27 protein-coding genes and 1 riboswitch are annotated in these 25,831 nt (G+C 69.0%); of the genes, 4 read left to right on the top strand and 23 right to left on the bottom strand.

Annotated features, from left to right (window positions below; translation table 11 throughout):
* Nucleotides 1-13: 13 nt before the first annotated feature.
* Nucleotides 14-904 carry a class II glutamine amidotransferase gene (locus C5B99_RS14480; protein WP_181065029.1) on the bottom strand — a complete coding sequence of 297 codons (891 nt, stop codon included), beginning with the start codon at nt 902-904 and terminating at the stop codon, nt 14-16.
* A gap of 299 nt (nt 905-1,203) precedes the next feature.
* On the opposite strand from C5B99_RS14480, the gene C5B99_RS14485 reads away from it, so the two are divergent.
* Both C5B99_RS14485 and C5B99_RS14490 read left to right on the top strand, forming a co-directional pair.
* On the top strand, nt 1,204-2,127 hold the full coding sequence (locus C5B99_RS14485) for an ABC transporter ATP-binding protein (protein WP_104243278.1): 924 nt from the start codon (nt 1,204-1,206) through the stop codon (nt 2,125-2,127).
* Entirely contained in the window at nt 2,124-3,191 is a 1,068-nt protein-coding gene (locus C5B99_RS14490; RefSeq protein ID WP_104243280.1) for an ABC transporter permease, read from the top strand. The genes C5B99_RS14485 and C5B99_RS14490 overlap by 4 nt, the downstream gene beginning before the upstream one ends.
* Before the next feature lie 24 nt (nt 3,192-3,215).
* Here the strand turns inward: C5B99_RS14490 and C5B99_RS14495 are convergent, their stop codons facing one another.
* Both C5B99_RS14495 and C5B99_RS14500 read right to left on the bottom strand, forming a co-directional pair.
* Nucleotides 3,216-5,453: a chorismate-binding protein gene (locus tag C5B99_RS14495; protein WP_146082016.1), complete on the bottom strand. Its 2,238-nt coding sequence runs from the start codon at nt 5,451-5,453 to the stop codon at nt 3,216-3,218.
* Nucleotides 5,450-6,298 (bottom strand): aminotransferase class IV, encoded by an 849-nt coding sequence (locus tag C5B99_RS14500; RefSeq protein WP_104243284.1) that lies wholly within the window; start codon nt 6,296-6,298, stop codon nt 5,450-5,452. Before C5B99_RS14500 ends, C5B99_RS14495 begins: the two co-directional genes overlap by 4 nt.
* A gap of 90 nt (nt 6,299-6,388) precedes the next feature.
* Between C5B99_RS14500 and C5B99_RS14505 the strand changes: the two genes are divergently transcribed.
* Nucleotides 6,389-6,832 (top strand): low molecular weight phosphatase family protein, encoded by a 444-nt coding sequence (locus C5B99_RS14505; RefSeq protein WP_258063377.1) that lies wholly within the window; start codon nt 6,389-6,391, stop codon nt 6,830-6,832.
* 64 nt (nt 6,833-6,896) lie between these two features.
* On the opposite strand, the gene C5B99_RS14510 is transcribed toward C5B99_RS14505, so the two are convergent.
* The 20 genes from C5B99_RS14510 to C5B99_RS14605 all read right to left on the bottom strand — a co-directional run bounded on the left by C5B99_RS14510 (nt 6,897) and on the right by C5B99_RS14605 (nt 24,399).
* Nucleotides 6,897-8,336, bottom strand: coding sequence for a glycoside hydrolase family 32 protein (locus tag C5B99_RS14510; protein ID WP_104243286.1), 1,440 nt, complete (start codon nt 8,334-8,336; stop codon nt 6,897-6,899).
* Nucleotides 8,336-9,313, bottom strand: a complete 978-nt coding sequence (locus C5B99_RS14515) for a LacI family DNA-binding transcriptional regulator (RefSeq protein WP_308471596.1) — start codon at nt 9,311-9,313, stop codon at nt 8,336-8,338. The genes C5B99_RS14510 and C5B99_RS14515 overlap by 1 nt, the downstream gene beginning before the upstream one ends.
* Nucleotides 9,314-9,351: 38 nt before the next feature.
* Entirely contained in the window at nt 9,352-10,278 is a 927-nt protein-coding gene (locus C5B99_RS14520; protein WP_104243290.1) for a carbohydrate ABC transporter permease, read from the bottom strand.
* Nucleotides 10,275-11,156, bottom strand: a complete 882-nt coding sequence (locus tag C5B99_RS14525; RefSeq protein ID WP_104243292.1) for a carbohydrate ABC transporter permease — start codon at nt 11,154-11,156, stop codon at nt 10,275-10,277. The genes C5B99_RS14520 and C5B99_RS14525 overlap by 4 nt, the downstream gene beginning before the upstream one ends.
* A 61-nt stretch (nt 11,157-11,217) precedes the next feature.
* Nucleotides 11,218-12,555 (bottom strand): ABC transporter substrate-binding protein, encoded by a 1,338-nt coding sequence (locus C5B99_RS14530; RefSeq protein WP_104243293.1) that lies wholly within the window; start codon nt 12,553-12,555, stop codon nt 11,218-11,220.
* A gap of 41 nt (nt 12,556-12,596) precedes the next feature.
* Nucleotides 12,597-14,078 carry a family 43 glycosylhydrolase gene (locus C5B99_RS14535; RefSeq protein ID WP_104243295.1) on the bottom strand — a complete coding sequence of 494 codons (1,482 nt, stop codon included), beginning with the start codon at nt 14,076-14,078 and terminating at the stop codon, nt 12,597-12,599.
* Between the two features lie 170 nt (nt 14,079-14,248).
* Nucleotides 14,249-14,887: a riboflavin synthase gene (locus C5B99_RS14540; protein ID WP_104243402.1), complete on the bottom strand. Its 639-nt coding sequence runs from the start codon at nt 14,885-14,887 to the stop codon at nt 14,249-14,251.
* A gap of 2 nt (nt 14,888-14,889) precedes the next feature.
* Nucleotides 14,890-15,399, bottom strand: a complete 510-nt coding sequence (gene ribH / locus C5B99_RS14545) for a 6,7-dimethyl-8-ribityllumazine synthase (protein WP_104243297.1) — start codon at nt 15,397-15,399, stop codon at nt 14,890-14,892.
* A complete protein-coding gene (ribB, locus tag C5B99_RS14550; protein WP_104243299.1) occupies nt 15,396-16,091 on the bottom strand; it encodes a 3,4-dihydroxy-2-butanone-4-phosphate synthase in 696 nt (231 codons plus the stop codon). Before ribB ends, ribH begins: the two co-directional genes overlap by 4 nt.
* A complete protein-coding gene (ribD, locus tag C5B99_RS14555) occupies nt 16,088-17,194 on the bottom strand; it encodes a bifunctional diaminohydroxyphosphoribosylaminopyrimidine deaminase/5-amino-6-(5-phosphoribosylamino)uracil reductase RibD (protein WP_104243301.1) in 1,107 nt (368 codons plus the stop codon). Before ribD ends, ribB begins: the two co-directional genes overlap by 4 nt.
* A 106-nt stretch (nt 17,195-17,300) precedes the next feature.
* A riboswitch (FMN riboswitch) is annotated at nt 17,301-17,425 on the bottom strand.
* An 85-nt stretch (nt 17,426-17,510) separates the two neighbouring features.
* Entirely contained in the window at nt 17,511-18,290 is a 780-nt protein-coding gene (locus C5B99_RS14560; protein ID WP_104243303.1) for a PIG-L deacetylase family protein, read from the bottom strand.
* Nucleotides 18,283-19,545, bottom strand: coding sequence for a glycosyltransferase (locus C5B99_RS14565; protein ID WP_104243306.1), 1,263 nt, complete (start codon nt 19,543-19,545; stop codon nt 18,283-18,285). Before C5B99_RS14565 ends, C5B99_RS14560 begins: the two co-directional genes overlap by 8 nt.
* Nucleotides 19,546-19,640: 95 nt before the next feature.
* On the bottom strand, nt 19,641-20,822 hold the full coding sequence (locus C5B99_RS14570; RefSeq protein WP_219819653.1) for an MFS transporter: 1,182 nt from the start codon (nt 20,820-20,822) through the stop codon (nt 19,641-19,643).
* A 317-nt stretch (nt 20,823-21,139) separates the two neighbouring features.
* Nucleotides 21,140-21,700, bottom strand: a complete 561-nt coding sequence (locus tag C5B99_RS14575) for a recombinase family protein (protein ID WP_104243310.1) — start codon at nt 21,698-21,700, stop codon at nt 21,140-21,142.
* A gap of 212 nt (nt 21,701-21,912) precedes the next feature.
* Nucleotides 21,913-22,086 carry a CsbD family protein gene (locus C5B99_RS14580; protein ID WP_104243312.1) on the bottom strand — a complete coding sequence of 58 codons (174 nt, stop codon included), beginning with the start codon at nt 22,084-22,086 and terminating at the stop codon, nt 21,913-21,915.
* 97 nt (nt 22,087-22,183) lie between these two features.
* Nucleotides 22,184-22,789, bottom strand: a complete 606-nt coding sequence (locus tag C5B99_RS14585) for a hypothetical protein (RefSeq protein WP_104243314.1) — start codon at nt 22,787-22,789, stop codon at nt 22,184-22,186.
* The gene (locus C5B99_RS14590) at nt 22,786-23,367 is read right to left on the bottom strand and encodes a DUF6286 domain-containing protein (protein ID WP_104243316.1); all 582 of its coding nucleotides are present in this window, start codon (nt 23,365-23,367) and stop codon (nt 22,786-22,788) included. The genes C5B99_RS14585 and C5B99_RS14590 overlap by 4 nt, the downstream gene beginning before the upstream one ends.
* Nucleotides 23,364-23,744 (bottom strand): hypothetical protein, encoded by a 381-nt coding sequence (locus C5B99_RS14595; protein WP_104243318.1) that lies wholly within the window; start codon nt 23,742-23,744, stop codon nt 23,364-23,366. Before C5B99_RS14595 ends, C5B99_RS14590 begins: the two co-directional genes overlap by 4 nt.
* Nucleotides 23,741-23,941 (bottom strand): DUF2273 domain-containing protein, encoded by a 201-nt coding sequence (locus C5B99_RS14600; RefSeq protein WP_181058039.1) that lies wholly within the window; start codon nt 23,939-23,941, stop codon nt 23,741-23,743. The genes C5B99_RS14595 and C5B99_RS14600 overlap by 4 nt, the downstream gene beginning before the upstream one ends.
* Nucleotides 23,938-24,399, bottom strand: coding sequence for an Asp23/Gls24 family envelope stress response protein (locus tag C5B99_RS14605; RefSeq protein ID WP_104243319.1), 462 nt, complete (start codon nt 24,397-24,399; stop codon nt 23,938-23,940). Before C5B99_RS14605 ends, C5B99_RS14600 begins: the two co-directional genes overlap by 4 nt.
* Before the next feature lie 515 nt (nt 24,400-24,914).
* Between C5B99_RS14605 and ppk2 the strand changes: the two genes are divergently transcribed.
* A complete protein-coding gene (gene ppk2 / locus C5B99_RS14610) occupies nt 24,915-25,820 on the top strand; it encodes a polyphosphate kinase 2 (RefSeq protein WP_104243321.1) in 906 nt (301 codons plus the stop codon).
* The last annotated feature ends 11 nt before the right edge of the window (nt 25,821-25,831 follow it).

Here is a 25,831-nt window from a genome sequence, read left to right on the forward strand (position 1 = left end):
GTGGGGCGCGGGCCTAGACGGCGACGAGACGCGGGGGTGTGGGAGCGGCGACGCCAGCAGCACGACCCGCTGCTCCGCGTGCTTCCGCGGCGCTCGAGAAGAGCGCGCGCTGCGTGAAGTCGAGCGACGAGAGGTCGATGCGGGAGATCGTGTCCTCGGGCACCGAGGTCCAGCCGGCCGTGTCGATGCCGGTCGACGAGAAGACGGTGGTTCCGTCGGCGGCGCGGAGCATGCTCAACCGGTAGTACTCGTCGGTGTGCCCGTTGGGGAGGGTGGATGCGTCGATGCCGTAGCGCGCGAACGTCGCTTCCGTGACGTGTGCAGTGCTCGAGGCGTGGACGACCACGAGCTCGTCTGCGGAGAGGATGGTCGCGTTGAGGCTCGACTCGGGGAACTCGTCGCGCAGCACGCGGACGGCGGCGGTGGCCGCCTCCTCGAGGGAGAGGCCGTCGCGCACGTTCTGCCGGACGAGGCCGAAGTACAGCTCGCTGTCGGTGTCGCCGGCCACCGTGGCGCGGATCTCGGGGCGGAGCAGGTCGTCGAAGCGCCAGGTGGGGACGATCGAGCCGTTGTGCGCGAAGGCGAGGCCCTCGGCGACGAACGGGTGCGTGTTCACCTTGGTCCGTTTGAAGTCGTCGGTCGCGAGGCGCAGGTGCACGATGCGGGCGTTGGAGGGGGCGTCCGAGAGGAGCGTCGACAGCAGCGGGTCGTTCTGGCCGGGCGTGGAGATGCGCAGGGATTCGATCTCGCGCTGCGTCTCGCCGAAGCCGGCGGCGAGCCAGGCGGTGCCCCAGCCGTCGTTGTGCACGCTGGTCATGCGCTGGAAGGCGTCGCTGTTCATGTCTCCGATCACCTTCGTGACGGTGGTGTCACGTGGGGCTGCGTAAGCGAGCAGACGGCACATGTGCGAACTCCTTCCAGGTTGTCGAGCTTGCTGTCGGGTGTTGTTCGGAGCCGAGCGGCTCACGAGCATCTGACTATCCTGTGACAGCCCTCACGTGCGGTCCACCTTCGCGACGCTGTGTGACGGACGGTTGCGCTGCCCGACGCGGGTGTATCGGCGGCGGCTGTCCGCGATGAGTGCGATCTGCGGCCAGATCGGGCCCGCGACGCCGAAACAGGCTGATCCTGCACTGATGCTGGTCAGCCCGACGCGCGCCGCCTCTCAGCGTGGCGTCGCATCCGCTCGCTACGTTTGGCCGCATGTCAGAACGCGGAATCCTCGTCGAGAATGTCAGGCGCTCTTTCGGCGCAGCGCACGCGGTCCGCGATGTGAGCTTCACGGCGCGCGCTGGAGCGGTCACGGGGCTCGTCGGCCCGAACGGCTCCGGCAAGACGACGCTGCTGCTGATGCTGGCCTCGCTGCTGCGACCGGATGCGGGGACGATCCGCATCAACGGCCTCGACCCGTCGACGGCGACAGCCGAGGTGCGGGCGCAGCTCGGCTGGATGCCGGACGCGCTCGGCGCCTGGCCGTCGCTGTCGGTGCACGACACGCTCGTGACGACGGCACGCCTCTACGACCTGCCGCGCGCCGCGGCGGATGCCCGCGCCACCGAGCTCCTCGCCCGGGTCGGCCTCAGCGACCTCGCGAAGGTGCAGGCTCGCGTGCTGTCCCGCGGGCAGAAGCAGCTCCTCGGGCTTGCGCGCTCGCTGGTGCACGCCCCGAGCGTGCTGCTCCTCGACGAGCCCGCTTCCGGCCTGGATGCGCGAGCGAGGGTCGGCCTGCGCGAGCACCTGCGGGAGCTTGCGGCGGCCGGTTCCACGATCCTCATCTCGAGCCATGTGCTGTCCGAGCTCGACGAGATCGTCGACGATGCCGTCTTCATCGAGGCGGGCGTGACGGTGCGGGCCGACCGGCTCGCGCAGGCGTCGGCGCGGGAGCGACAGTGGCGGGTGCGCGTGCTGACGGAGGGCGTCGGGCCTGATCAGCTGGCGGCGGTGCTGGGGACCGGAGCTCCGGGCATCCGCGCCGAACGGACCGGGTTCCTCGTCCCGTTCTCCTCTGACGCCGCGGCCGCGGCCGGCCTGCGCGCGATCCTCACCGCCGGCATCGACGTCGCGGAGTTCGCCCCGGCGCTTGGCGACATCGAGCACACCTACCTCGACCTCGGAGAACAGTCATGAGCCCCGCCCGCGTCACGACGCTTGTCACCCTCGAACTGCGCCAGCGCCTCCGCAACGTCGCCTGGTACGTGCTGCTCGGCATCTTCGCCGTGCTGCTCCTCGGCATGACCGCGCTCTCGGTGGTGGTCTTCGGCGACCTGCAGGAGTCGGGGTCGTGGATGTACTCGATCGTCGTGTACTTCGTGCTGCTGCTCGCTCTGCTGGTCTCGCCGACGCTCAGCGGCAACGCGATCAACGGCGATCGGGACGCGGCGACGCTCGCGCCCATCCAGGTGACGCTCGCGACGACAGCCGAGATCGTGGCGGCGAAGTTCCTGGCCGCCTGGGTGACCGGGCTCGCGTTCCTGGCGGTCGCGGCGCCGTTCCTGATCTTCGCCGGGCTCGTGGGGGCCGTCGCTCCCGTGCAGGTGGTCGTCTCGCTGCTGGTGCTGCTCGTCGAGGTGGGCGTCGTGGCCGCTATCGGCGTCGGCTTCAGCGGCATCCTGGCCAGGCCGCTCTTCTCTGTGGCGGCGAGCTATCTGACGATCGCCGCGCTCACGGTGGGCACGGGCATCGCGTTCGGCCTGGGTGGTGCTGCGGTGACGGCGGAGGTGACGAACACCTCCCGGTACCCCGTCTATGCGGAGTTCGGCGAGGAGCAGCCCTTCGACGAGAACAGCTTCACGTGCGGCGACTGGGAGACGTACACCTACGAGGCTCCGCGCTACGACCTCGTCTGGGGCGTGCTGGCCGCGAATCCGTTCGCGGTGCTGACGGACGCGACGCCGGTCTCATTCGGCGCGAGCGATCAGCCAGACGATTTCTTCTCCGGCGCGAAGCTGCTGCTGCGTCAGTCGCAGATTCCCCCGGAGATGGGCGAGCAGCGCTACGACGGCTGCGCTGACCCGACTGGCTCGAACTTCGAGCCCGGCCCGACGTCGCAGGAGGTGCTCGATTCGACGGTCCCCACCTGGTTCGTCGGTCTGGCGCTCCAGCTGGTGCTCGCCGGGGGCCTGCTCTTCGGCGCCTGGGCGCGCACACGGACACCCGCGAAGCGGCTGCCGCCGGGCACCCGCGTCGCCTGATCGCGCCCGCTCCGCCCGGACGCGTCAGCGCGAGACGGCGCGCGTGAACGCGCGTCGCAGGGCGCTCGCCTTGAGCTCGACCTCGAGGGTCTCGGATTCCGGGTCGCTCGCGAGCACGATCGCGCCTCCCGCGCCGATCGACCAGCCGCGCGCATCCCGGACGGCGGTGCGGATGACGATGCTCAGCTCGGTCGATCCGTCGGCGCCCAGCACGCCGAGCGCACCGGAGTAGACGCCACGGTCGCGGCCTTCGATGTCGCGCAGCAGCTCGACGCTGCGCAGCTTCGGCGCCCCGGTCATGGATCCGCCCGGGAATAGCGCCCGCACGACGTCGAGCGGCGGCACGCCGGGGGCCGAACCGCGAACGGTCGTGACCAGCTGGTGCACGGTCGTATACGACTCGACGGCCATGAGGCTCGGCACATGCACCGAGCCGGGGGTGCAGACGCGGCCCAGGTCGTTGCGCAGCAAGTCGACGATCATGAGGTTCTCGGCGAAGACCTTCGGGTCGTTGGCCAGGTCTCTGGCCGCGGCGGCGTCGGCGAGGGGGTCTGAGGCGCGAGCCGCGGTGCCCTTGATGGGCTTCGTCTCGTACTCCCCGTCCGGGGTGCCGCGCAGGAACCGCTCGGGGGACGCGCTCACGACCGCGCCGCCGTCGAACTCGAGCAGTGCGGCGTAGGGCGCCGGGTCGGCGGCGCGCACCTCCAGGAACAGGCTGAGCGGGTCGGGGTCGTCGTGCGGCCGGAACTCGTTGGTCAGGCACAGTTCGTACGAGTCCCCCGCGAGGAGATGCTCGCGGCAGCGTTCGATGTCGGCGGCGTACTGCTCTCTCGACGTATGCCAGGCGCCGGCGGCGAGGGCGTCGGGGCCCAGGGACATCGCCGGGGCGCGTCCCGCGTCGGGGAGAGCCTGCCGCCGCTCGCCGCCTGACGCCTCGAGGGCCTCGCCGACTTCGGCGCTGAAGCGCTCGGCGCCGGCCTCCGCGAGCGCGCCGCTCGACGCGGTCGCGACGACGGTGACTGCGCCAGTTGCGCGGTCGACGAGCACCGCGCGCCGCGGGTCGAGCCACCACGCGTCGGGGAGGGGGGACGCGGTCTCCTCCGCCTCCCGGGGCAGCACGCCGAGCATCCGCACCCCGAGCTCGTACCCGAAGTAGCCGAGCAGCCCGCCGCGAAACGCGAGCCCGTCGCCCCCGACGGCGCGCATGGCCTCGAGCTCCCGCTGCACGGTCTCGAAGCTCCCGTCGCCGTCCAAGCGCAGCACTCGAGCGGGCTCGCACGTCTCGCAGCCCGGCTCGGTCTCGTGCGCTGCCTCATCTGAGCCGTCGAGGCGAGCGGCGTGCGCGGGGCAGGTCCCGATACCGATTGGGGCGTCGTCGGCGAGGATGCTGAACCGCGCCTGCCTGCCTGTGTCGTCGGGCACATCCACCCAGACGCTGGCAGAGCCTCGGCGGAGCACCTCGCGGTAGATGACCGCGGCGGCGGCCTCGGCTGCGGCCGTGCCCTCCGGCTGCGGGCCGCGCACGACACGGCTCGCGACGAACAGCTCGCGAGCTGCGGGCCGCGGGAACGCCCCGATCTCCGCGGGGCGACGGCTCGCGTCGCGCTGACCGCGAGCGCGACGAGCGCCGCGAGCCCCGCGAGGGGGCGCGCCGAGCCCCGCCGCATCCACGGCGTCGACGAAGTTCGCGACCATCTGCCGGCCATGCTCGCTCGCGATCGACTCCGGGTGGAACTGCACACCCCAGACCGGCCGGCCCTCGACCTCGAGGCCCTGCACGACGCCGTCCTCGCTGCGCGCCGTGACGCGCAGCCCTGACGGCAGGGGCTCGCTGACGACCAGGGAGTGGTACCTCGTGACGAGGGAGCCCTGGGGCACGCCGGCGAACGGGCCAGACCCGTCGTGTGAGAGGGGGCTGCGCCACCCGTGCTTCGCCTCGGGGGCCGGCACGACCTCCCCGCCGTACCGCACGGCGATGCCCTCGTGGCCGAGGCACACCCCGAGAACGGGCAGGCGCTCCTCGGCGAGTGCGGCGTCGAGCACGACGGCCGAGCCCGCGAAGTCGGCCGGTTCGGCAGGATGCCCGGGGCCGGGCGAGATGACGACCCCGGCGACGAGCCCCTCGGAGACCCAGCCGCGGCACGCATCCACCGCCTGCATGTCACCGGCGTCGACGACCCGCACCTCCTGATCGCTGAGCTCCAGGAGCAGCTGGACGAGGTTGTAGGTGTACGAATCGCGGTTGTCGACGACGACGATCACGCCGAGCGCCCATCCTGCCGGGGCACGGCGCTCGTCTCGTGCAGGCGAGGCCGCCACCTGCGCACGCGGGCGACGTCGAGGCCGAGGCGTGTGCCGTCGAGCATGGACACGGGGCTGATGCCGTGGAGCGTGTTGAGGTACCAGAGCTCATCCCAGCCGCGCTCAGCGGATGAGGCGAGCGGGTCGGCGAGCAGCTCCCCCTCGACGCGCGTGACGCCCGCTGTGGCGAGGAGTCTCTCGAGCACGCCGAGGGTCGTCCCCGCCACTCGGCGGCTCGCGGCGGGGACCACGAGGGTCTCGCCGAGCCAGCCGACGACAGTGCCGTAGGCGGCCTCGGTGATCGCGCCGCGTTCGTCGACGAGCAGGGCATCGGCCGCACCCTCCTCGTGCACGCTCGCCCTGAGCTCTGCGAGGGACGGGAAGTCGGGGCCCTTGAGCGTCGGCCAGCGCCGCTCGTCGAGGCGGGTGCTGAGCTTCGTGAGGGGCCGCGCCTCCGGGGCCGGCCGCAGGGTGAGCTCGACGAGCAGGCGGCCGTCGTCGAGGCGGGCGGAGAGTCGCGGGAACCAGGCGTCGGTGAGGGGCGTGCTCTCGAAGACGTCGGCCCAGATTCGAGGCCAGTCAGCCTCGACCGGGGTGAGCCCAGCGGGGCTGCCGGCCCAGAGCGGGGGACGCTCTGCTGCCGCCTCCCCGAAGAGCTCGGCGACGGAGCGCTCGAAACGCTGCCGGTGCGCGGCGGCGGCGATGACGCGCCCCGACTCGACCCGCCACGACTCGACGACGCACACCGCCGCGCTCGTGTCGCCCGCGGGACCTTCGTCGCGTCCCGGTGCACCGTGATCCTGCATCGCCCCATTCTGCCTCAAGGGACGAGCGGGGTGAGCGGGGCGCCCGTGGCCCTCGGACGGCGTTCATCCGTATCGTCGACGATGAGCTGCATGGCCACCCTCGACGAACGGATCAGCATGAGCCCCACTCCCACGAGCGTCGTCTTCGTCTGCAAGAAGAACGGCGGCAAGTCGCAGCTCGCGGCTGCCCTCCTGCGGGCGATCGCCGACGAGACGGTCGAGGTCTCCTCGGCCGGCACCTCCCCAGGCGGGGCGCTCAACGTCGAGTCGGTCGAGTCGCTTGCCGAGCTCGGGATCGACGTCGGCGACGAGCATCCGAAGCCGCTCACACCGGCGATGCTCGCCGGCGCCGACCTCGTGGTGATCCTCGGCGACGAGGCGCAGCTGCCCGAGGACACGAGCGTGCCGGTCGAGCGGTGGATCACGGACGAGCCATCCACGCGCGGGATCGTCGGCATGGAGCGGATGCGCCTCGTGCGAGACGACATCCGCGCCCGCGTCGCGGAGCTGCACGAGCGGCTCCGCGACGCCTGAGGGGGCGCACCATCCCGGCTCGGAGACGGGACTACGCCGCCCAACATCGGGATTCCGGGTTCCCTCAGCCCTGGCGCGCACCCTCGAGCTCGCCAACGGCCACGGTGACAAGCGCAGCTTGCCCTGTCGTGAGCGAGGCGCTCACCGAACCCCCTCCGAGGAGAACGAGGTGCGATGCCACGTGCTGCCCATCGTTCGCGAACACCTCGAGAAGCGGCCCGTCGAGACAGATGAGGAGGCGCAGAGGCGCCGAGGCATCAAGGGGCATGCAGATCGAGGACGGGAAGTCCGGATGCACAGCCTCTGACGATCGCCCACCTCGAGCGATGATGAGCTCACCCGAGTCGACATCGTGCGCCATCTCGACGAAGTCATCCTCGCCGTGCAGCACAAGCTTCGCGTTGCCGGTACGACACGGTTCCCAAGCGAGGTCGATCACTGAGTGGGCGCCCATAGTCCACGAAGTGCTCTTAGCGGGGGCAAGCCCACTGACCTGGTCCGACCGCAACAGCGCCTCATCAAGCCCCAGCGGGCGCTGGACCAGCTGCGCATGTCCGCGCAGTTCGCGAAGCGAAAGCTCTCGAGGCAACGACATGGCTCCTCGCCAAGGCGCTGACGGGAACTGATCGGCGTATCGCCAGTTGCTCATCCAACCGAGCATGATCGGCCCGTCGCTCGGCGCATCGGCGAAGGTGACGCCGGCATAGAAATCGCGCCCGTGGTCGAGGCGGCGGAGCCCTGGGGCCTCCGCCGTGAACGTGTGCCCGTCGAAGTCACCGACGACGTAGCTCATCGACGACCCAGTCCTGTCGGGCTGGTCACCGACGGGATTGGTGCTCAGAGTCAGTACCCAGCGAGCACGTTCCGGGTCGCCGTCGAGCGGAAGCTGAACAAGATCCGGACACTCCCACACCACGCCGGTCGGCCCGATAGGCCCGAACGAACTCAGGTAGTCCCAGGTCTCCAGGTCGTCGGAGCGGTAGAACAGCACTTGCCGGTCCTCTGCTTCGACGGCGAGGAGCACCCATCGTTCTCGACCTTCGGCATCGGCGTACCTGATGACCTTCGGATCACGAAAGTTCGATGTGCCTCGATCGAGAATCGGGTTCTGCGGATTCTGCGTCCACGTCAACCCTCCGTCTGTGCTCGTGGCCTCGGACTGGGCTTGCTTGCCGTTGGAGTAGGCGCTCGTGTAGATCGCTCGCAGTCGGTTGTCATCGCTGCTGGGGTCGCGCACGATCGACCCTGAGTAGATCTGCTCGGTTGGGCTGTGACGAAGGGCAAGAGGATGCTCGGTCCAGGAGAGCAGATCGCTGCTGCTGGCGTGGCCCCAGCTCATGTTTCCCCAGTCGTTGCCTTCCGGGTTGCACTGGAAGTACACGTGCCAGAGGCCACCGTGGTGGATGAGCCCATTCGGATCGTTCATCCAGTGACGCTCAGGGGCGAAGTGGACGATCGGGCGCGGCACGGTGGGGTCTGCTGCACGGCGAGAGCTGCCAGCCATCAGACGGAGCTCCGCGCGATCGGTGGGCAGTCGATGAGCTGCGGAGAATCCGGAGTGGAGCTCTCGAGTCCGAGCAGCAGCCGAACGCCTTGCGCTCCAAGCTCGTAGTGCGGGAGCGCAACCGTCGAGAGGGGCGGCCTGAGGTGGGCAGCGATCACGTCCTGATTGTCGAAGCCCATGACGGCGATGTCCTCGGGGATGCGCAGGCCACGTTCGCGGAGTCCGTCGTAGAGGCCCATCGCGACGCGGTCGTTGTGGCAGAACACTCCGGTGGCACCGGTTCTCAGCACGCCATCGGTACTCGCATAACCACCTTCCTGCTGCGGTGACGCGGGAAAGACCAGCGAGTCGTCGAATGGGACCCCGGAAGCCTCGAGCGCTGCCCGGTACCCCGCGAGGCGACCGGACTGGGCGGGCGATTCGGTCGTCGTGTTGATGAACGCGATGCGTTGATGCCCTGCTGCCAGCAGCGCTGCAGTTGCGGCTCGTCCGCCCTGGTACTCGTCGGGAACGACCGCGGGGTAGCCGCCATCGAGGGCGTAGCAGTTCACCAGCACGGTCTCGGTCTTCTCGAGGCCCTCCGGGGGCGTGATTCCTCGGTGATACCAGGTGGAGTAGAGGATGCCGTGCACCTGATGCTCCAGCATCATGGCGATCGCCTCACTCTCCGCCGCCGCGTTGCTCTCCGTGTTGGCGACGAGCAGGATGTAGCCGTGTTTCCATGCTTCGTCCTGGGCTCCGTGGATGATCTGGCCGGCGAACGGGGTCGTCGCGATGGCATCGGCGACCAGCCCGATGAAGCGAGACGTCCCCTGTGAGAGGGTTTTGGCCAGCGCATTCGGACGGTATCCGAGTTCAGCGACAACGTGCTGCACTCGGCGGCGCGCATCCTCGCCGATGCGCGCGCCCTTCTTGTTGTTGACGACATGGGAGACCGTGGCGACGGACACTCCCGCCGCCTTGGCAACCTCGCGCATGGTCACGGGGGGCCCGTTCTTAGGGTGCTCGGACAAGTTCATCCCTTGGTCGCTCCACTCTCAAGGCCGCTGATCATGGCCTTGTTCAGCACAAGGAAGACGAGAAGCAGCGGCGTCACGGTGACGCAGACGGCAGCGAACGTTGCCGTCCAGTCGGTGTTGCCCATCGCGCCAATATAGTTCTGCAGTCCGAGTGGGATCGTCTTGAGCCCATCCGACAGCACGAAGGTGTTCGCGAAGATGAAGTCGTTCCAGATGAAGATGCTGTTGACGAGGACAACCGTGATGATCGTGTTCACGGAAAGCGGGAACGTGATCTGGGTGAAGATACGGTACGGTCCAGCCCCGTCGAGGGATGCGGCCTCGTACATCTCGCGTGGAATGTACTCGTAGAACGAGGAGAACAGGTAGACCGCCATCGGCATCGCGAATGCGGCGAGAGGGATGATCATCGACATGTGCGTGTCGAGCAGCCCGATCTGCGAGTAGTCGATGAACAGCGGCACAAGCGCAATCTGCACGGGCACGATGATGCCCAGCAGGAAGAGCCCTCGAACAAGTCCGCTGAGTCGGAACCCGAGCACCTGGAGAGCGAACGCAGCCATCATTCCCGCGATCACGATGAGCGCACTCGAACCGAGCGTGACGATGAAGCTATTCGCGATGTTGAGCCAGAGGTTGCCGGTGGCGAACGCTCGCGAGTAGTTCTCGAGCGTGAACTCCGCCGGAAGCGCGAAGGGATTTCCGCCGGCGAAATCCGCAGCCGTGCGGAAGCTCGTGACGAAGAGCCACGCCAGGGGATACACCTGCGCCAGCACGATAAGCACGACGGTCACGGTGAGGAGCGTTCGCTGGACCCGCACTCGCGGCGGTCGGGGTGAACGCGAGCGACGCGGCCCTGGTATTGGCGCTGGCTGGGGTTCCACTGGCGACGTGGCGGGGGTGAGAACACGTGTCGCGGTCATGAGGCGTCCCTTCTACGGAGAAGCAGGAAGATGAGACCAACAGCGACGAGGCACTCGACAACGATGAACACGGAGATCGCGCTGGCGTAGCCGTAGTCGGTGTGCACGAAAGCTGTCTTGTACATGTAGGTGGTCAGGAGCTCCGACGACTGTCCTGGCCCACCGTTGGTCAGGAGGTACGGGATATCGAAACCACGCAGCGCGAAGGTGGTCGCCATGATCGTGGTTGTGATCCAGACGGGCCGAATGTAGGGGAATCGGATTCGCCAGAAGACCTGCCACCAGGACGCCCCATCGAGACGAGCAGCCTCTTCGAGCTCTTTCGGAACCGCGATGAGGGCTGCATAGATGATGAGCATGTACAGGCCCGTGAACCTCCACCCCTCTGGAATCGAGACCGCAAGAAGCACTGTCTGCACGTTGGAAAGCCAGGCAGTCTGCCATGCCCCGAGACCAAACCATTCGAGGAGCTGGTTGATCAGACCGATTGGCTCCAGCGAGTAGATGCGCTGGAAGAGGAACGCGATCGCCACCGTTGAGATGACGGCAGGCAGGAGGTAGAGCGTCTTCACGAGCTCCCGTGCTCTCGGCATCGCAGTGAGAAGCCCCGCGACCGCGAGTGCGCCGCCGAGCTGCAGCACAAGACAGATGACCAGATACCCGAGGGCGTTCACGAACGACGTCCAGAAGACATCATCGCGCGTGAACATCTTCACGTAGTTGTCGAGACCCACGAAGACCATGTTCGTGATGCCGTCCCAGCGGTAGAAGCTCAGGATCAGTGACTGCACGATCGGCAGCAGGACCGCAGCACTGTAGAGGAGCAGCGGCGGGAGGAGGAAGACCAGCACCGAGAGACGAGATCGGAGTGGGAGCATCGAGGCGAACGGCTTCTTCTGACGACGCGGGCGAGGACCGTGATTCTCTGCGGGGGCTGCGTTACTCAACGCGGTTCTCCGAGATCGCGGCGTCCATGGTCTCCACGAACTGGTCCGGAGTGATGTCCCCCTGCACCAGCAAGGTCAACTCCTGCTGAAGCCGCGTGTTGGTGGCTGGGTCGAGCTGGGTGTCCCACGGCATGGCGATCGCGCCTCCGGTGTCGTCGGCCTGGGAGACTGCCTGCTCATAGAGCGGGGTGGCGCCTCCCGGGACAACCGTCTCTGCGGAGACCGTCGGGGAGATCGCACCTGTCGCGGCGTAGAGCGTCGGGTATCGCTCGAGTGCGAACGCGAGGAAGTCGCGAACCAGTGGATCATAGGTCTTGGTGTTCACGGCCATCCCGATTCCCGATGGCGTGACGTACTCGTTGTCGGCGGTGACGGCTCCGTCGATGGTGGGGAGAGTGAAGTAGTCGACGTCGTCCCGCACGCCGGAATCCAGCGATTCGGTGGCCAGGTTGCCGAGCTCCCAGGTGCCGGTGTTGTAAATGGCCGCTTTGCCCGAGGTGAACAATGCTTGCGCATCGGCGTACCCCGTGGACGAGAAGCCTTCCTGGAAGCAGCCGGCCTGCCCAAGCGAGGAGAGCCATTCTGCAGCTGCGCGTCCCGCCGGGTCAGAGAAGTTCGCGTCTCCGTTCTTCAGGTCCTGGACGTATTCGGGACCAACCATGCGGAACGGGTAGTAGGCCATGTAACGTTCAAGCGGCCATTGGTCCTGTCCGTTGAGGGCGATCGGGGTGATCCCTGCCGCCCGCAGACCCTCGCACACCTTTGGGAAGTCATCGAGCGTCGCGGGCAGCTGCACGCCTGCTTGGTCGAGAAGAGCCTGGTTGTACCAGAAGAACTCGAGCTGGAACTCGAACGGCACCATGCGGAGCGTCCCGTCATCGAACCGTTGGTAGTTGAGCGCCGTCTCGCGGTAGTCGTCGGCAAGCCCGAGATCTTCCAGGAGCGCATCGATATCGAGCATCCGCCCCTGACCGGCGAGCTTCTGGGCGAACGGAGTCGCGTCCGTGTCGAAGAGCTCAGGAAGCTGGTTGGCCGCGGCCAGCGTCTCGTACTTTTGAATGTAGGAGGGACGATCGGGGGTCGTGATGAGGTTGAGCGCAAAGCCGGGATGTTCAGCGGCGTACTCTTCGGCGATCTGCTGCATTGCCGTGATGACACCCCCGTCAGCCGGCCTGGACAGGAGCCACGAGATCTCCCTGGGGACGATCTCGCCCTCCGGATTTACGTTGCTCGGGTCGACGCTCTGAGCGCCACCGGCGCAGGCCGTGAGTGCGAGCGCCGCGGCCGCGACGGTCGCGACGATGGCGGTCTTCCTGGATGTTCTGAACATGATCGAGATCTCCGTTGATTGATCGGGACAGTGGATGAAGGTCAGCTCGCCGTAGTGACGAGGTGCTGATGGCGCGGGGAAGGCGAATGGGGCGCTGAGTCGCGGCTCTGGATGATGAAGCTGTCGACGGTGACGGTGCCCTCAGCGACGAAGACGCCCAGACGGCCGGCGGGCAGGTCGTAGAGCCGAGTGCTCAGGACCACGGCATTGTCGACGGTCGCGACGCAGAGTTCACCGTCGAGGATGACCTCGATCTCGTGCACGCCCGCGTCGAGGGAGCAGGGTCGTTCGAGTTCCACGATGTGGGGAACATCCCCGGAGATGTGCCACTGCTCGGTGCCGGTCGATGCCCGCGGCCAGCGATCGAAGACGAGGCGATTCCTCTTCGGTTCGAGGCGCAGTCGGTATCCCGTGTCGCCGTCTGCGCTTGCCCGCAGCAGGACGCCGCATTCAGTGGTGTCCTGCGTGATGTCGAATCGCGCGCGCACGCGGGCAGAGCTCGGCGCGTCTCGGTCGGTCAGCACCTCGGCGTAGCCGTCCGACGCGGCAAGCACCGTCCCTGGTGTGATGCCGCCTGAACCGGCAAGCGTGTCGAACGTCTCTCGGAGCTCGGCCGCCGGATGGAACGCGAGTGTCCCATCGGACGCTTGTTCCGCTTCGAGCACGGACAGGGTGCCCGCCCACTGCCAGGGGCCGTCGTCGCGTGACCCCTCCCGCGTTGCGATCCAACCGAAGAAGAAGCGTCGGCCTTCTCGTTCTGCAGATTTCGCCGCGTAGTAGGCCCGCCCGTCAAGGGTGTCATGTTCCGGGACCTGCCAGGGACCTTCGAGGCTGCGCGACATCCGGTAGCGGGTGGCGAAAGCATCGCTGAACTCCGAGTACACGAGGTACCACCAGTCGCCCCACTGAAACACCTCTGGGCACTCGTGCGCGACGTACTGCCGCGGGTCCCAGAACGGCGCAGCAGCATGCCAAGTCGTGAGGTCCTTCGAGGTGCACTGCGCGATGACACCGCGGCGTCGATCGGGACCGTGCTCGTGGCGAGCAGTGATGAGCATCCGCCAGAGCTGCTGATCGGCATCCCACAACACGAACGGATCGCGCCAGTCACCGGTTTCGTAGCCGGGTGTAGCGCCGAATGTGTGTGCGGGGTGACGCTCCCAGGTGCGCATACCGTCCGAGCTTGTTGCGTGCATGACCACCTGAAGCGCCCGACCATCCTGGCCGGTGATGGCTGGGTTCTGCCCCGTGTAGAACAGGTGGTGGTGGCCGTTCTGGTCGAGCACGACGCTGCCCGTGTAGACGTTGAAGTCGGCGGCCTCTGGACCACCCGATGCGAGCGCGACCCCGGTCTCGGAGAAGTCGACGACGTTGTCCGACTCGATGCGGTGCCAGGGCATGCCAGCCTTCGGGGCTTCACGGGTCTCGTGGAGGTAGAAGAGGTGGAAGCGTCCACCTTCCTGCCACGGGATCACGTCGCCTACCCAAGCTCCGTCCGGCTTGTAGAACCCTCGTTGGTCCATGTCACCTCATTGTTCGTGGTTAATCGGTTACGCAGACTATAACCACACGTCGCGGCCTTGATCAAGCGGTTAATCAAGATCGAGGTGGTCCGCTGAGATTCGCTGAGCTGCATGGTGCCGGTTTCCCGCCGGGCAGACGGAGCGAAGAGCTCGCCCCGCCTGCCCCTCGCTCACGCCTGGTGACTCGCGAGCCGCGCCACGTGGCGCGCGAGGATGTCGGTCTCGACGTTCACCCGGTCCCCGACGCCAAGGTCGCCGAGGGTCGTCGCGGCGAGCGTCTCGGGGATGAGCGACACCTCGAACCAGGGCGAGCCATCTGCGCCGGCTCGCCCGACGCCGTTGACGGCACTGACCGCGCTGACCGCGCTGACCGTCAGCGAGACACCCGACACGGCGACCGATCCCTTGTCGACGAGCAGCCTCGCGTGCGCTGGGTCGATGGCGAAGCGGATGCGCCGCCACGCGTCGAAGCGCTCCACCTCCAGCACCTCGCTGGTCGTGTCGATGTGCCCCTGCACGATGTGGCCACCGAGGCGATCCCCGAGGCGCATGGCGCGTTCGAGGTTCACCGGATCGCCCTCGGCCCGGTCGCCGAGCGCGGAGGCGCGCAGCGTCTCCCCCATGACGTCCGCGGTGAAGCCGTCGTGGAGCAGCTCGGCGACGGTGAGGCAGACGCCGTCGACCGAGATGGAGTCGCCGATCCTCGCGTCGCTGACGCTGAGAGGGGCGCGCAGCGTGAGGCGCGCGTCCGTGTCATGCCGTTCGATGCTCGAGATCCGACCGAGCTCTTCGATGATGCCCGTGAACACGATCAGCCCCGTCCGCTCGTGGGCAGGCCTGCCGGCTGGCTCGCGGGCCATTCCCGGAGCGCGCTCGCGGTGGCGATGGCGGCGAGTGCCGCATCCGCCCCCTTGTCCTCGAAGCTCCCCGGCAGGCCGATGCGGGCCTGCACCTGGGCTTCGTCGTCGCACGTGAGCACCCCGAAGCCGACCGGGATGCCCGTGCGCACGGCCACGTCGGTGAGGCCGTTGGTCGCGGCCGTGCACACGTAGTCGAAGTGCGGGGTGCCGCCACGGATGACCACGCCGAGCGCGACGATCGCGTCCGGCCTGCTCATGGCGATGCGGCTCGCCGCGACGGGCAGCTCGAACGAGCCGGGAACCCGCACGACCTGGACGTCGGTGACGCCGGCATCGGCGAGTGCGCGCTGGGCGCCGTCGAGCAGCGCGTCCATCGCCGTCTCGTGCCACTCGGCCGCGACGACGACGACTCGCATGCCGCGCCCGTCTGCCTGCACTGTCGGTGCTCCGTGTCCGCTCATCGTCGTTCTCCTCTTCCGTGCGCCTTGGCGGCGCGCTGCTGGCTGTGGTCCTGAGGTTCTTCCTGCGTGGGCATTGCGGGGAAGCCCGGATGCTCCCTGCGGTGGCGCACGAGGTCGTCGACGTGCAGCAGCACCAGGTCGGTGGCTGCCGCGAGCTCGAGGGCCTCGCCGAACGACAGCATCTCGCCGTCGTCCCGCACGAGCTCGGCGATGACGCCCACCTGGCCGGTTCCAGCGAGGCGCACCAGGTCGACGGCCGCCTCGGTGTGCCCCGGACGCTCGAGCACGCCGCCATCCACGGCGCGCAGGGGCAGCACGTGGCCCGGGCGGATGAGATCGCTCGCGCGTGCATCCGCTGCGGCGAGGGCGCGGACCGTCGCGGCCCGGTCGGTTGCCGAGATGCCCGTCGTCACCCCCTCGGCCGCGTCGACCGTGACCGTGTAGGCGGTGCCGCGCGCGTCCTCGCTGCGTTCCACCATGATGGGCAGGCTGAGCCGGTCGGCGAGCGCCGCCGGGAGGGGCGCGCAGAGGAGCCCGGAGGAATGGCGGATGATCCAGCCCATCCACTCGGGGGTGGCGGTGTTCGCCGCGAGGATCGCGTCGACCTCGTTCTCGCGTGAGGAGGCGTCGGCGACGAGCACGGGGCGTCCCGCCCGCAGCGCCTCGAGTGCCCTGAGCAGTTCAGCGTTCATGCTGCGACTCCCACGGGTGCAGCGCCGGGGACGTGAACGGCGGGTGATTCGGGGCCCCGGACGAGCCGGATGAGCGTGTCGACGCCCAGCGGATGCACGGAGTCGGTGGTCCACCTGTTCGCGTCCCGGAGGCTCCCGATGTCGAGCGACGCGACGGAGCTCGCCCCGTCGCCCAGCAGGATGGGCGCGACGTAGGCGTCGATCTCGTCGACGAGTCCGGCGCGCAGGAAGGCCGCCGCGATGGTCGGGCCGCCTTCGACGATGACGTGGCGGACGCCCCTCGCGTGCAGGGCCTCGAGGGCGTCGACCGGGTCGTGCGTGCGGAGGTGCACGAACAGCTCCGGCTCCGCGCGCACGGCGGCGCCCTCCTCGACCTCGCGCAGCCCCATCACGACGCGCAGGGGCTGAGACGCGTCAGTCGCGGCGATTCCCCGCACCGACAGCGATGGGTCGTCGGCGCGCTGCGTTCCGGTGCCGACGAGGATCGCGCAGGCCTCGGCCCGCCGACCGTGCGCGTGCGCCCTGGCGGCCTCGGAGGTGATCCACTGGCTCGACCCGTCGGCGGCGGCGACCCTCCCGTCGAGCGTGGATGCGAGCTTGAGCGTCACGAACGGCCGCCGCTCGGTGACATTGACGAGCCAGACCCGCAGGAGTGACTCGGCCTCGACCTGCCGGGTGCCCATCGACACGCTCACCCCGTGCGCGCGAAGGCGCGCCGCTCCCCCGGATGCGATCGGGTTCGGGTCCGCGACCGCGTAGACGACCTCCGCGACACCTGCGTGCAGGAGGGCGTCGGCGCACGACGGCGTCCTGCCGCTGTGGGCGCAGGGCTCGAGGGTCACGACGGCGGTCGCACCCCGCACATCCGCCCCGGCCGCGCGCGCGGCGTCGAGCGCGGCGGCCTCCGCGTGCGGCGTGCCCGCTCCGCGGTGGTGGCCGCTTCCCAGGATGCGGCGCGGGCCGCCCGCGCCGGAGGGCGGCGCGAGCAGGACGCACCCGACCTGTGGGTTCGGATCTCGGGCTGGCCCTCGGGCCGCCAGGGAGAGCGCCAATTGCATGGCGGCGTCGACAGTGTCGACGCGTGTGGGTTCTTGGATCGGCATGGCCGGACCTCCGCGTTTCGCGTACCACGGGGCCATGTCCCGGTGCCGGCGCAGCCGGAGAGTCCGGCAGCCGACGCCTCGGAGGCCCTCGCCGAAACGAGCGCCTCCCATGCACCTACCATCCGGACTTTAACCGTCGGTCCCGGAATTCCACCAGGTCAACCGCTCGCGGACGAGCGGGTCGCGGACTCTCACCGCCGGTTCGGACTTTCACCGACCCCGGAGCATGTTGCACGGCGAGCATAAGCCCGCAAGCTTGGCGTGTGACGTCGTGGGACAGCTCGCACCCAGGTGGGTGCCCGCGCGGACGGCCTCGCTACGCCACCACTTCGCGCAGACCGATCGCGAGGTGCACGTCCTGCCGCTGCCCGCCCGAGTGCACGAGCGACGCGCCCTCGTCGTCGACCGTGAGCTGGGTGCGGTGGCTGCGGAGGGCGGCGAGGACCGCGGCCCGGTGCTGCTCGAGGTCGAACCACTCGAGGTCGCCGATCTCGGCCGCGAGGGCACGCTCGCTCTGCTCGACGAGCTCCGCGAATCGCACACCGGCTGCCCGCGATGCGGCGAGGCTCGCTTCCCGCGCCCGAACATGGTCGGGGTGCCCGTACCCGCCGGTCGCGTCGTAGCTGATGACGAGGTCCGGCCCGTCATGGGCGATCGCGGCGGCGAGATCAGCGGTGACCTCCTCGAGCGGGGCGACGCTCAGCGACCGCAGGTCAGTCTCGTCGGCGGGGCCCGCGAGGCCCGGCCGCAGCCAGCGCATCCCCGAATCACGGTAGTCGCGGGGTGCGAGGCCCTCGGCGCGTGCGGGGGCGGTGCCGAGCCAGCGGTGCTCGTCGATGCCGAGGGCGTCGAGCGAGCCGCGCAGCTCCCGCTCCCGCACGGCCGCGAGCTCCCCGACGGAGGTGGCATCTGGCAGCGCGCCGTCGACGATCTCGCCGAGCTCGCCGCGCGTGCACGTCACGAGCGTGACTCGTGCGCCGCGTTCGTGGAGCTCGCGGAGCAGGGCGCCGCCGGCAAGCACCTCGTCGTCGGGATGCGCGTGCACGACCAGCGCGTGGCGCACCGAGTCGAGCAGGCTGTGGCCGGCCTCAGGCACGCGCGGAACCCGGCCGGGCCTGTGCGACGAGGTCGCGGAACACCGAGAGGAGGCCTTCCGCGCTGAGGTCCCACGAGTGGGTGAGCGCGTGCTCGCGTGCGGCGCGGCTCATGCGCTCGGCGACCTCGGACTGTCGGAGGATGCCCGCGATGGCGGCCGCCCAGTCGGCGGGGTCGCGCGTCTCGAGCAGGATGCCGGTGACGCCGTCGACGACAGCCTCGCGGAGTCCGCCGGCTGCGGAGGCGACGACGGGCACCCCGGATGCCGCGGCCTCGAGCGCGACGAGACCGTACGTTTCGGAGTGGGAGGGGATCAGCACGAGGTCCACGAGGCGCAGCTGGGCTGCGAGCGCGTGCCGGCTGAGCGAGCCGATGTACTGCACATGGTCGGCGAGCTCGTGCTGCTCGACGGCGTCATGCAGGCGAGCCTCGTATTCGCGGCCGTCGGCATCCGGCGGTGCGGCGCCCACGAGCACGTAGTCGGGGCGGACGTCGGCGTCGACCTCGGCGATCGCGTCGAGGGCCAGGTCGAACCCCTTGAGCGGATGCAGGCGCCCGGCAGACAGGGCACGCCTGGGTCGCTGCTCGTGCGCGGCCGGCTCGGCCCGCGCATCCCAGGCGGGGAAGAAGAGGTCGGCGTCGACGCCAGGCGGCACGATGTGCGTGATCGCGGGGTCGCCGCCGAGCCTCGAGAGGACGGTGTCGCGTTCGGCCCTGCTGACGACGACGATCGCGTCGACGGACTTCGCGAGCATCGCCTCGCCGGCGAGCCGTCCCGGCGATTCTGCGCGTTCCCCGTCGGCGAGCGGCGTGGAGCTGTCCGCGGCGATGGAGTGGAAGCTCTGCGCGATCGGGATCCCGAGCTCGCGGGCGACGGGCAGGGCGGCGACGCCCGAGAACCAGTGCTGGGCGTGCAGCACATCGACGGGCAGTTCTCCGAGGAGCGTGGCGAGCGCATCCTGGAATTCGCGGATGACGTGCTCGTGCTCCCCCTTCGCGATGAGGCGGGCCGGCCCGGCGTCGAGGTTGTGGAGGCGCAGGTTCTCGCCGAGCTGCACGGTGGGCGCCGAGTCTGGATCGCTTCGTCGCGTGATGAGCTCGACCTGGTGGCCGCGGGCGGCGAGCGCCTCGGCCTGGGCGAGCACGACGACGTTCATGCCACCTGCATCCTTGGTGCCCGGCTCGTCGAGCGGGGAGGTGTGGAGCACGACAAACGCGATACGGAGTGGGCGCTCATCGGAGAGGACGTCAGGCATGCCTCCGACCGTAGGCCCCGCGGCCCCACTTTTCCATTCGGGATGCCCTCGGTTACGCACCGGGGTGGCGTCCGGCCGTTCCGATGGGGCCGCCGTCATCCGTCAGCCCGTCGCCGAGATCTGCGGTCGTGCAGGGCCAGCGGTGCGCAGATGAGGATGAGCGTGCAGATTGCGGAGATCGCGAGGGCGGGGCCCGGGCCGACGCGGTCGGTGAGCGCCCCGAATGCTGCCGCGCCGAGCGCTGCGCCGAGGTTGACGGCGGTGTTGATCCAGCTGCTCGCCTCGGTTCGCGCTCGCGGGTCGGTGCGAGCGTCCGCGGCGAGGTAGCCGACGATGAGGGTCGGCGCCAGGAAGAGGCCGCTGAGCGCGAAGCCGACGATCGCGACGCCGACGCCCCCGAGGAGCCCGGTCACAGTGATGATCGCAAGAAGGGCCAGGGTGAGCGCGAGCAGCTGACGCTCCGGCCTCGCGCGGAGGTCCCATCGGCCGTAGAGCAAGCCGCCGATCGCGCTGGTGCCCGCGAACACCGCGAGCAGCGCACCTGCCAGTACCGTGCTGGATGCGGCGGCGGCCACTGCGGGGGCTGCGACTTCGACGCAGCCGAGCATCACTCCCGGGGCCGTCATCGCCAGCACGATGGGCAGGAAGCCCTTGGAGCACAGCGGACGCAGCGCCGGCCGGGCGCCGGGGACCTCCACCTGACGTGATCCGCGCTGCGCTCGTGACCGTGGGCTCGTCACGAAGAGTGCCGTCCCGAGGGCGACGCAGCCTGCCGAGACGACCAGCGACGAGAGGGGATCTGCGACGACGGCGAGGACGGCAGCCGCCAAGGGGCCGACGGCGAACGTCGCCTCCTCTGCGACGGCGTCGAGACTGAATCCGCGAGTGCGCTGGGGGCCAGCCGGGAGCGCTGCGGCCCAGAGCACGCGCATGACCGCGCCGAATGGTGGGGCGCTCACCCCGGCGAGCGCGCTGAGGAACAGCAGTGTCGGCAGGCCTGCGCTCGACAACACCCCGACGGCGAGCAGGGACGCGGCGTGGACGAGCCCGAGGGACGTCACCACGAGACACTGTCCGTGTAGATCGATGAGTCGCGCACGCCACGGTGTCGCGACGACGTTGGCGACGCCGAGCGTCGCGGTTGCGATGCCGGCCACCGCGAACGAGCCCGTCGACTGTTCCAGGAGGAGGATCAGCGCGAGCCCGGAGGTTGCCAGCGAGAGGCGGCCGATGATGCTGGCGACGAAGGAGCGTGTGAGGTGCGGCGTTCGCAGCACAGAAGCGTATGAGGGTCGTTCAGGGGACAACGGAGGCTCCGATGAGATCTCGCTCAGCACTCATCCCCAGAGATGAGCGAAGCGGCCTGCGTCAGGAAAGCACGCGGAAGAAGGCGCGCTGAAACCCACCCGGGTCGGTGCTGGGAACTGCGAGGGGCGGGTCGCAGGACCGTCAGGCGAAGGCGACGATGAAGCCGATCATCCACGCAGACTACCCACCCTGTCGACGCGGCGCAGAGTTCGCTCGTCGGCGTCGCGTCGCGCTGCCGACCCCATCGCTGCAGCGTCGCCCCGCTCGAGGGCACGGCGACGCGCGGTCAGAGTCGCTTGATCGGAACGGTGAGGCCGTGCAGGGCAGGCGGGTGCGTTCCGCCCGCGACCTCCGGCAGTTCTTGTCCGCCTGCCTGGGCGGGGCCGTCGGTGCGCTTCCGGGAGCTGCCGCCGTCGTCGACTCGGGACGCTCGTCGCCGGCTGACCGAGTCCAGGACTCGCTCACGCGTGAGCTCCGACTCCATCCGCTCGAGCCCCGCCATGACCGTGAACATCATCGACCCCGTGGGCGTCGACGTGTCCACCTCTGCCCCGTCGAGGTCGAGCACCCGCAGCGAGACGCCCTCCGCGCGCAGTTCGGCGGCCAGCCGCAGCAGGTCGCCGGTGGACCGCCCGAGCCGGTCGAGCGTCGGCACGACCAAGGTGTCGCCGCCGCTCAGCGCGCACAGGGCGGCGTCGAGGGCCGAGGAGGTGTCGCGAGCGGTGGCCTCTGCACGGTCCACGTAGAGGTCGTCCGTTCGGACGCCGACAGCTCGAAGGTCCGCCTCCTGCCGGTCGGCGCCCTGTTGTCGGGTCGAGACTCGGGCGTAGCCGATGAGTTTGGGCACGCTTCTCCTGTCGCCGAACCAACGTCGAAGACGCGACTTTACCGATCGACCCGAGACGCCGGGGCATGACGACGGCGAGCCATGAACTTCCACCGCGCTGGGGACTCGCCTGCGGCTCCACTCCCGAGCCCGTGACCGTCGATTGCAGCCGCGGAAGCGAGAAGCGGCAGCTGCCCCGAAGGGACGGCTGCCGCTTCTCGCGCTGGTGAGCTCTACTTCTTGAAGGCGTCCTTGACGTCTTCGCCCGCCTGCTTCACGTTGGCCTTGGCCTGGTCGGCCTGGCCCTCGGCGACGAGCTTGTCGTTGTCGGTGGCCTTGCCGAGGGCTTCCTTGGCCTTGCCGCCGAACTCTTCTGCTGCGTTCTTGATCTTGTCTCCTGCGCTCATGGCAGTTCCTTTCTCGTTGTGCGGCTCTGGAAGAGCCGCGGTTCTGTTCTTTCGGTGGGTGTGGGGCCTTCGGGCCGTGCCGTGCGGGCCGCGGCGTCTACTGGAGGCGCGTCGATTGCTGCACCTTGGCGCGGAATCCGCCGCTCAGCTGCAGCAGGACCGGCACCTCCTGGCCCAGGAGCGCATCCAGCGCCTCGAGGTTCTGCTCGACGATCGCCGTCGCGTCCCTGGGCGAGACACCACGTCGGCAGGTCGCCGAGACCTTGAGCATGGGGGCCCGCTTCACCGAGTACGCCGAGACGCTTGTCGAGAGGAACTCATCACGTTCGCCGAGTGCGTCAGCGAGGGCATCGCGTGCGACGGACACGTCGACGACGGTGCGTCCCGTGTCGGAGCTGCGGTCGTGGATGAGGGTTCCCGTCCGCCCCTGCCCCTGTCGGAGGCTGAAGGCGAGGAGCAGGATGATGCCCACCACGAGGACGGCGACGACTGCGATCATCAGCCAGCTGAAGTCCGTGCCGGGGAAGGGCGTCTGCTGGAGCCAGCTCCCGACCTGCGTGTTCACGCTCTCGGAGATCGGGGTCCAGGTGTCCTTCGCCCCGGGCAGCCAGGCGCCGATCGTGGCGGCTGCGCCCACGATCAGCAGAAGGAGCCCCGTGGCGACGATGAGGAGCCGGTTCAGGCCTCGATTCGTGCTGTTCATGCGCCGACCTTCCCGTTCTCCGCGACGCGCACCTTGGCGGTGACGCGCGGGGTGAGCGCGTACTGCTCGAGCTGCCGAGTGACGGCCGCTTCGATGGAGGCGGCGTCGACGGGCACCCCGGAGGCGGGCACGAGGTGGACGTCGGCGCGACGGTGCGACACCGAGACGGTGACGTTGTCCGGGCTGACACTGCCAGCGAGAGCCGCGTGCCGGGCGAGCGCCGAGGCGATCACCGCGTTGTCCGCGACGGTCGCGGTCCGCGACGAGCGCAGGACGTGACGAGAACGGCGACCGGGGGCGAGCCCTGCGATGAGCAGGATCAGCCCGATGATGGCCACGACGACGCCGGCTGGGCCGACGTACTGGGCGGGCTGCTCGAGCACCCCGAGGGTCGACGTGAACATGTCAGCCGGCGCGACGAGCAGCGCGGGGAGCGCCAGGAGCGCCAGGACGATCTCCGTGCCGACCCAGGCCGCCACGATGATCAGCAGCACGGCCAGGACGATCGCGAGCGCCGACCGAGGCGAATGCGTCTCGCGTCGAGTGACGCGGGAGTAGAGCGACGTGTGGCTGCTCATCTGACTCGCTCCTCTGGTTTGATCTCGAGTCCGGTCAGGCGGATGGTGACCGCGCTGATGCTCGAACCGCTGAGGCTCTGCACGCGGTCACGGATGGTGGTCTTCGCAGTCTCGACCCGCTCGAGGAGCGGGCCGCCGCTGCGGGAGATGGAGCTCGGCTGTTCGCGGATGCGACCCAGCGAGGGCACGCGGATGGGGGTGCTGAGTCGCAGTGCGAGCTTGCCGTTGTGGTCGTCGAGGTCGACGCTGACGCTGCCAGCGTCGACCCCGAGCGCGTCACCGACGACAGCTGACACGAGCCTGTTCAGCGCCTTCGCGGTGAGCCGTGTCGTGCCTCGCTGCGCCGCGCCGCCCGGAGCCGTCGCGGCGATGCTCATGAGGACGTGTTCCGTCCGCGAAGGACGTCGACAAGTGCACTGGCGTTGAGCTTGCCGTCGAGGATCCGACCGATCAGTCCGCCGATCAGCATCGCGATGACGACGAAGAAGAACGCCCAGAAGCCGAGGATGATCCAGGTGAGCGCGAGGACCGCGCCGATGAGGATGCCGGTTCGGGTGAGGGATGCGGTGCTCACTGGACTCGCGCCTCTTCCTTCTCATCCTTCTCCTCGTTCTTGTCGTCGGAGGGGAGGTGCACGTCGTTGACGGTGACGTTGACCTCGGTGACCTCGAGGCCGACAATCGTCTCGACGGCGCGGATCACGTCGGCGCGGACGCCGTCCGCGACGTCCTGCAGCGCGACGGGGTACTCGGCGACGATGGTCACGTCGACGGCGACCTGCTTCTCGCCGACCTCGACGCTGATGCCCTGGCCCTGGTCGGTGGCGTTCAGGGCGTTGCGGATGGCGCCGAGTGCGCGGGCCGCGCCGCCGCCGAGGTCGTAAACGCCGTGTGCTTCACGGGCGGCGATGCCGGCGACCTTCGCGACGACGCCGTCATCGATCGTGGTCTTGCCGTGTCCGTCGACCTGTGCGGACTGGAGGTCCTTGCGGCTGGTGGCCGGGGTTCCGGTGGCGGGGGTGGTGTTCGACATGAGGTTCTCCTTGTGATCTCTGGCCGGTGCTGGCGCATCGGCCTGGCTGTATGGGTATGACGCATCAGGTCCGTGATTCGTCACGAAATTGTTCGAACTCGTCTCGGCAGGAAGTGAAGCGGTCGACGCGAGCAGGATCATAGGAAGCCCCGCTGGGCGCGCAACTGAACAAGGCACCCCCGCCGCGACGCGAGCCACGCGTCAAAGAATGACTTGATCGGGCATTTTCATCTGATCGAGCTTGCTCATATCCGCGTTGGACCAGTTTGATTCCGGCCGTCGACGGAAATGTCTCCGAAGCCGCAGATCCGATATTCAGAACCACGATTCCCCGGTTCTCGAAATGGATCACCCGGGGAATTCTCAAGCGGCCAGCGCTCGGAGGTCGACCGCGGACTCCCGCCAGCAGGCCCGTACACATGCCGTTCGCATTGGCGGCGCATCATGGCGCCGCATCCGCTCCCAGCTGCAGGCGGACGCCGGCGGACGCGCCGCACCTGACCCCGGAGGAACGCATGGCTATCGACCAACCCCAGGACCTGCGCGAGTACATCGAGCACCTGCGCTCGCTCGGCTACTCGGTGCGCGACGGCCACACCAACGACCCCGACCTCATAGACCCGCAGGGCAACCCCGTCTACACGTGGCAGGAGGGGTACCCCTACGAGGAGCGCCTCAGCCGCGACGAGTACGAGAGCGAGAAGTACCGCCTCCAGGTGGAGCTGCTGAAGTGCCAGTACTGGATGGAGGACAACGACAAGCGCGCCGTGATCCTCTTCGAGGGGCGCGACGCGGCAGGCAAGGGCGGCACCATCAAGCGCTTCACGGAGCACCTCAACCCGCGCAAGGCGCGCGTCGTCGCCCTTGCGAAGCCCAGCGACCGCGAGCGCGGGCAGTGGTTCTTCCAGCGCTACATCCAGCACCTCCCCACCGACGGCGAGCTCGTGATGTTCGACCGCTCCTGGTACAACCGCTCCGGTGTGGAACGGGTCATGGGGTTCTGCAGCGATGACGAGCACACGCAGTTCATGCAGCAGGCGCCGGCGTTCGAGAAGATGCTCGTCGACTCCGGCATCCACGTGACGAAGTTCTGGTTCTCGGTGTCGCGCACCGAGCAGCGCACGCGCTTCGCCATCCGCCAGCTCGACCCCGTGCGTCGGTGGAAGCTCTCCCCCATGGACCTCGCCTCGCTCGACCGATGGGAGGACTACACGGCGGCGAAGGAGGAGACGTTCCGCCTCACCGACAAGAAGCACGCGCCGTGGACGATCATCCGCTCCAACGACAAGAAGCGTGCGCGCCTGAATGCGATGCGCTTCTGGCTCGGCCAGTTCGACTACGAGGGCAAGGACCACGACGTGGTCACGAAGCCGGACCCGCTGCTCGTGATGCGCGGCAAGCAGGAGACGGCCGACGAGTAGGGCCGGCGTCG

Origin of the sequence: Pseudoclavibacter sp. Z016 (assembly GCF_002931215.1) — a bacterium.
Classification (GTDB): Bacteria; Actinomycetota; Actinomycetes; order Actinomycetales; family Microbacteriaceae; genus Pseudoclavibacter.

What these genes read in the sequence shown, in the direction of transcription:
- C5B99_RS14480 (WP_181065029.1), bottom strand. Translation starts at nt 904, where the DNA reads ATGTGCCGTCTGCTCGCTTACGCAGCCCCACGTGACACCACCGTCACG.
- C5B99_RS14485 (WP_104243278.1), top strand. Translation starts at nt 1,204, where the DNA reads ATGTCAGAACGCGGAATCCTCGTCGAGAATGTCAGGCGCTCTTTCGGC.
- C5B99_RS14490 (WP_104243280.1), top strand. Translation starts at nt 2,124, where the DNA reads ATGAGCCCCGCCCGCGTCACGACGCTTGTCACCCTCGAACTGCGCCAG.
- C5B99_RS14500 (WP_104243284.1), bottom strand. Translation starts at nt 6,298, where the DNA reads ATGCAGGATCACGGTGCACCGGGACGCGACGAAGGTCCCGCGGGCGAC.
- C5B99_RS14505 (WP_258063377.1), top strand. Translation starts at nt 6,389, where the DNA reads ATGGCCACCCTCGACGAACGGATCAGCATGAGCCCCACTCCCACGAGC.
- C5B99_RS14510 (WP_104243286.1), bottom strand. Translation starts at nt 8,336, where the DNA reads ATGGCTGGCAGCTCTCGCCGTGCAGCAGACCCCACCGTGCCGCGCCCG.
- C5B99_RS14515 (WP_308471596.1), bottom strand. Translation starts at nt 9,313, where the DNA reads ATGCGCGAGGTTGCCAAGGCGGCGGGAGTGTCCGTCGCCACGGTCTCC.
- C5B99_RS14520 (WP_104243290.1), bottom strand. Translation starts at nt 10,278, where the DNA reads ATGACCGCGACACGTGTTCTCACCCCCGCCACGTCGCCAGTGGAACCC.
- C5B99_RS14525 (WP_104243292.1), bottom strand. Translation starts at nt 11,156, where the DNA reads ATGCTCCCACTCCGATCTCGTCTCTCGGTGCTGGTCTTCCTCCTCCCG.
- C5B99_RS14530 (WP_104243293.1), bottom strand. Translation starts at nt 12,555, where the DNA reads ATGTTCAGAACATCCAGGAAGACCGCCATCGTCGCGACCGTCGCGGCC.
- C5B99_RS14535 (WP_104243295.1), bottom strand. Translation starts at nt 14,078, where the DNA reads ATGGACCAACGAGGGTTCTACAAGCCGGACGGAGCTTGGGTAGGCGAC.
- ribH (WP_104243297.1), bottom strand. Translation starts at nt 15,399, where the DNA reads ATGAGCGGACACGGAGCACCGACAGTGCAGGCAGACGGGCGCGGCATG.
- ribB (WP_104243299.1), bottom strand. Translation starts at nt 16,091, where the DNA reads ATGAACGCTGAACTGCTCAGGGCACTCGAGGCGCTGCGGGCGGGACGC.
- ribD (WP_104243301.1), bottom strand. Translation starts at nt 17,194, where the DNA reads ATGCCGATCCAAGAACCCACACGCGTCGACACTGTCGACGCCGCCATG.
- C5B99_RS14565 (WP_104243306.1), bottom strand. Translation starts at nt 19,545, where the DNA reads ATGCCTGACGTCCTCTCCGATGAGCGCCCACTCCGTATCGCGTTTGTC.
- C5B99_RS14580 (WP_104243312.1), bottom strand. Translation starts at nt 22,086, where the DNA reads ATGAGCGCAGGAGACAAGATCAAGAACGCAGCAGAAGAGTTCGGCGGC.
- C5B99_RS14585 (WP_104243314.1), bottom strand. Translation starts at nt 22,789, where the DNA reads ATGAACAGCACGAATCGAGGCCTGAACCGGCTCCTCATCGTCGCCACG.
- C5B99_RS14590 (WP_104243316.1), bottom strand. Translation starts at nt 23,367, where the DNA reads ATGAGCAGCCACACGTCGCTCTACTCCCGCGTCACTCGACGCGAGACG.
- C5B99_RS14595 (WP_104243318.1), bottom strand. Translation starts at nt 23,744, where the DNA reads ATGAGCATCGCCGCGACGGCTCCGGGCGGCGCGGCGCAGCGAGGCACG.
- C5B99_RS14605 (WP_104243319.1), bottom strand. Translation starts at nt 24,399, where the DNA reads ATGTCGAACACCACCCCCGCCACCGGAACCCCGGCCACCAGCCGCAAG.
- ppk2 (WP_104243321.1), top strand. Translation starts at nt 24,915, where the DNA reads ATGGCTATCGACCAACCCCAGGACCTGCGCGAGTACATCGAGCACCTG.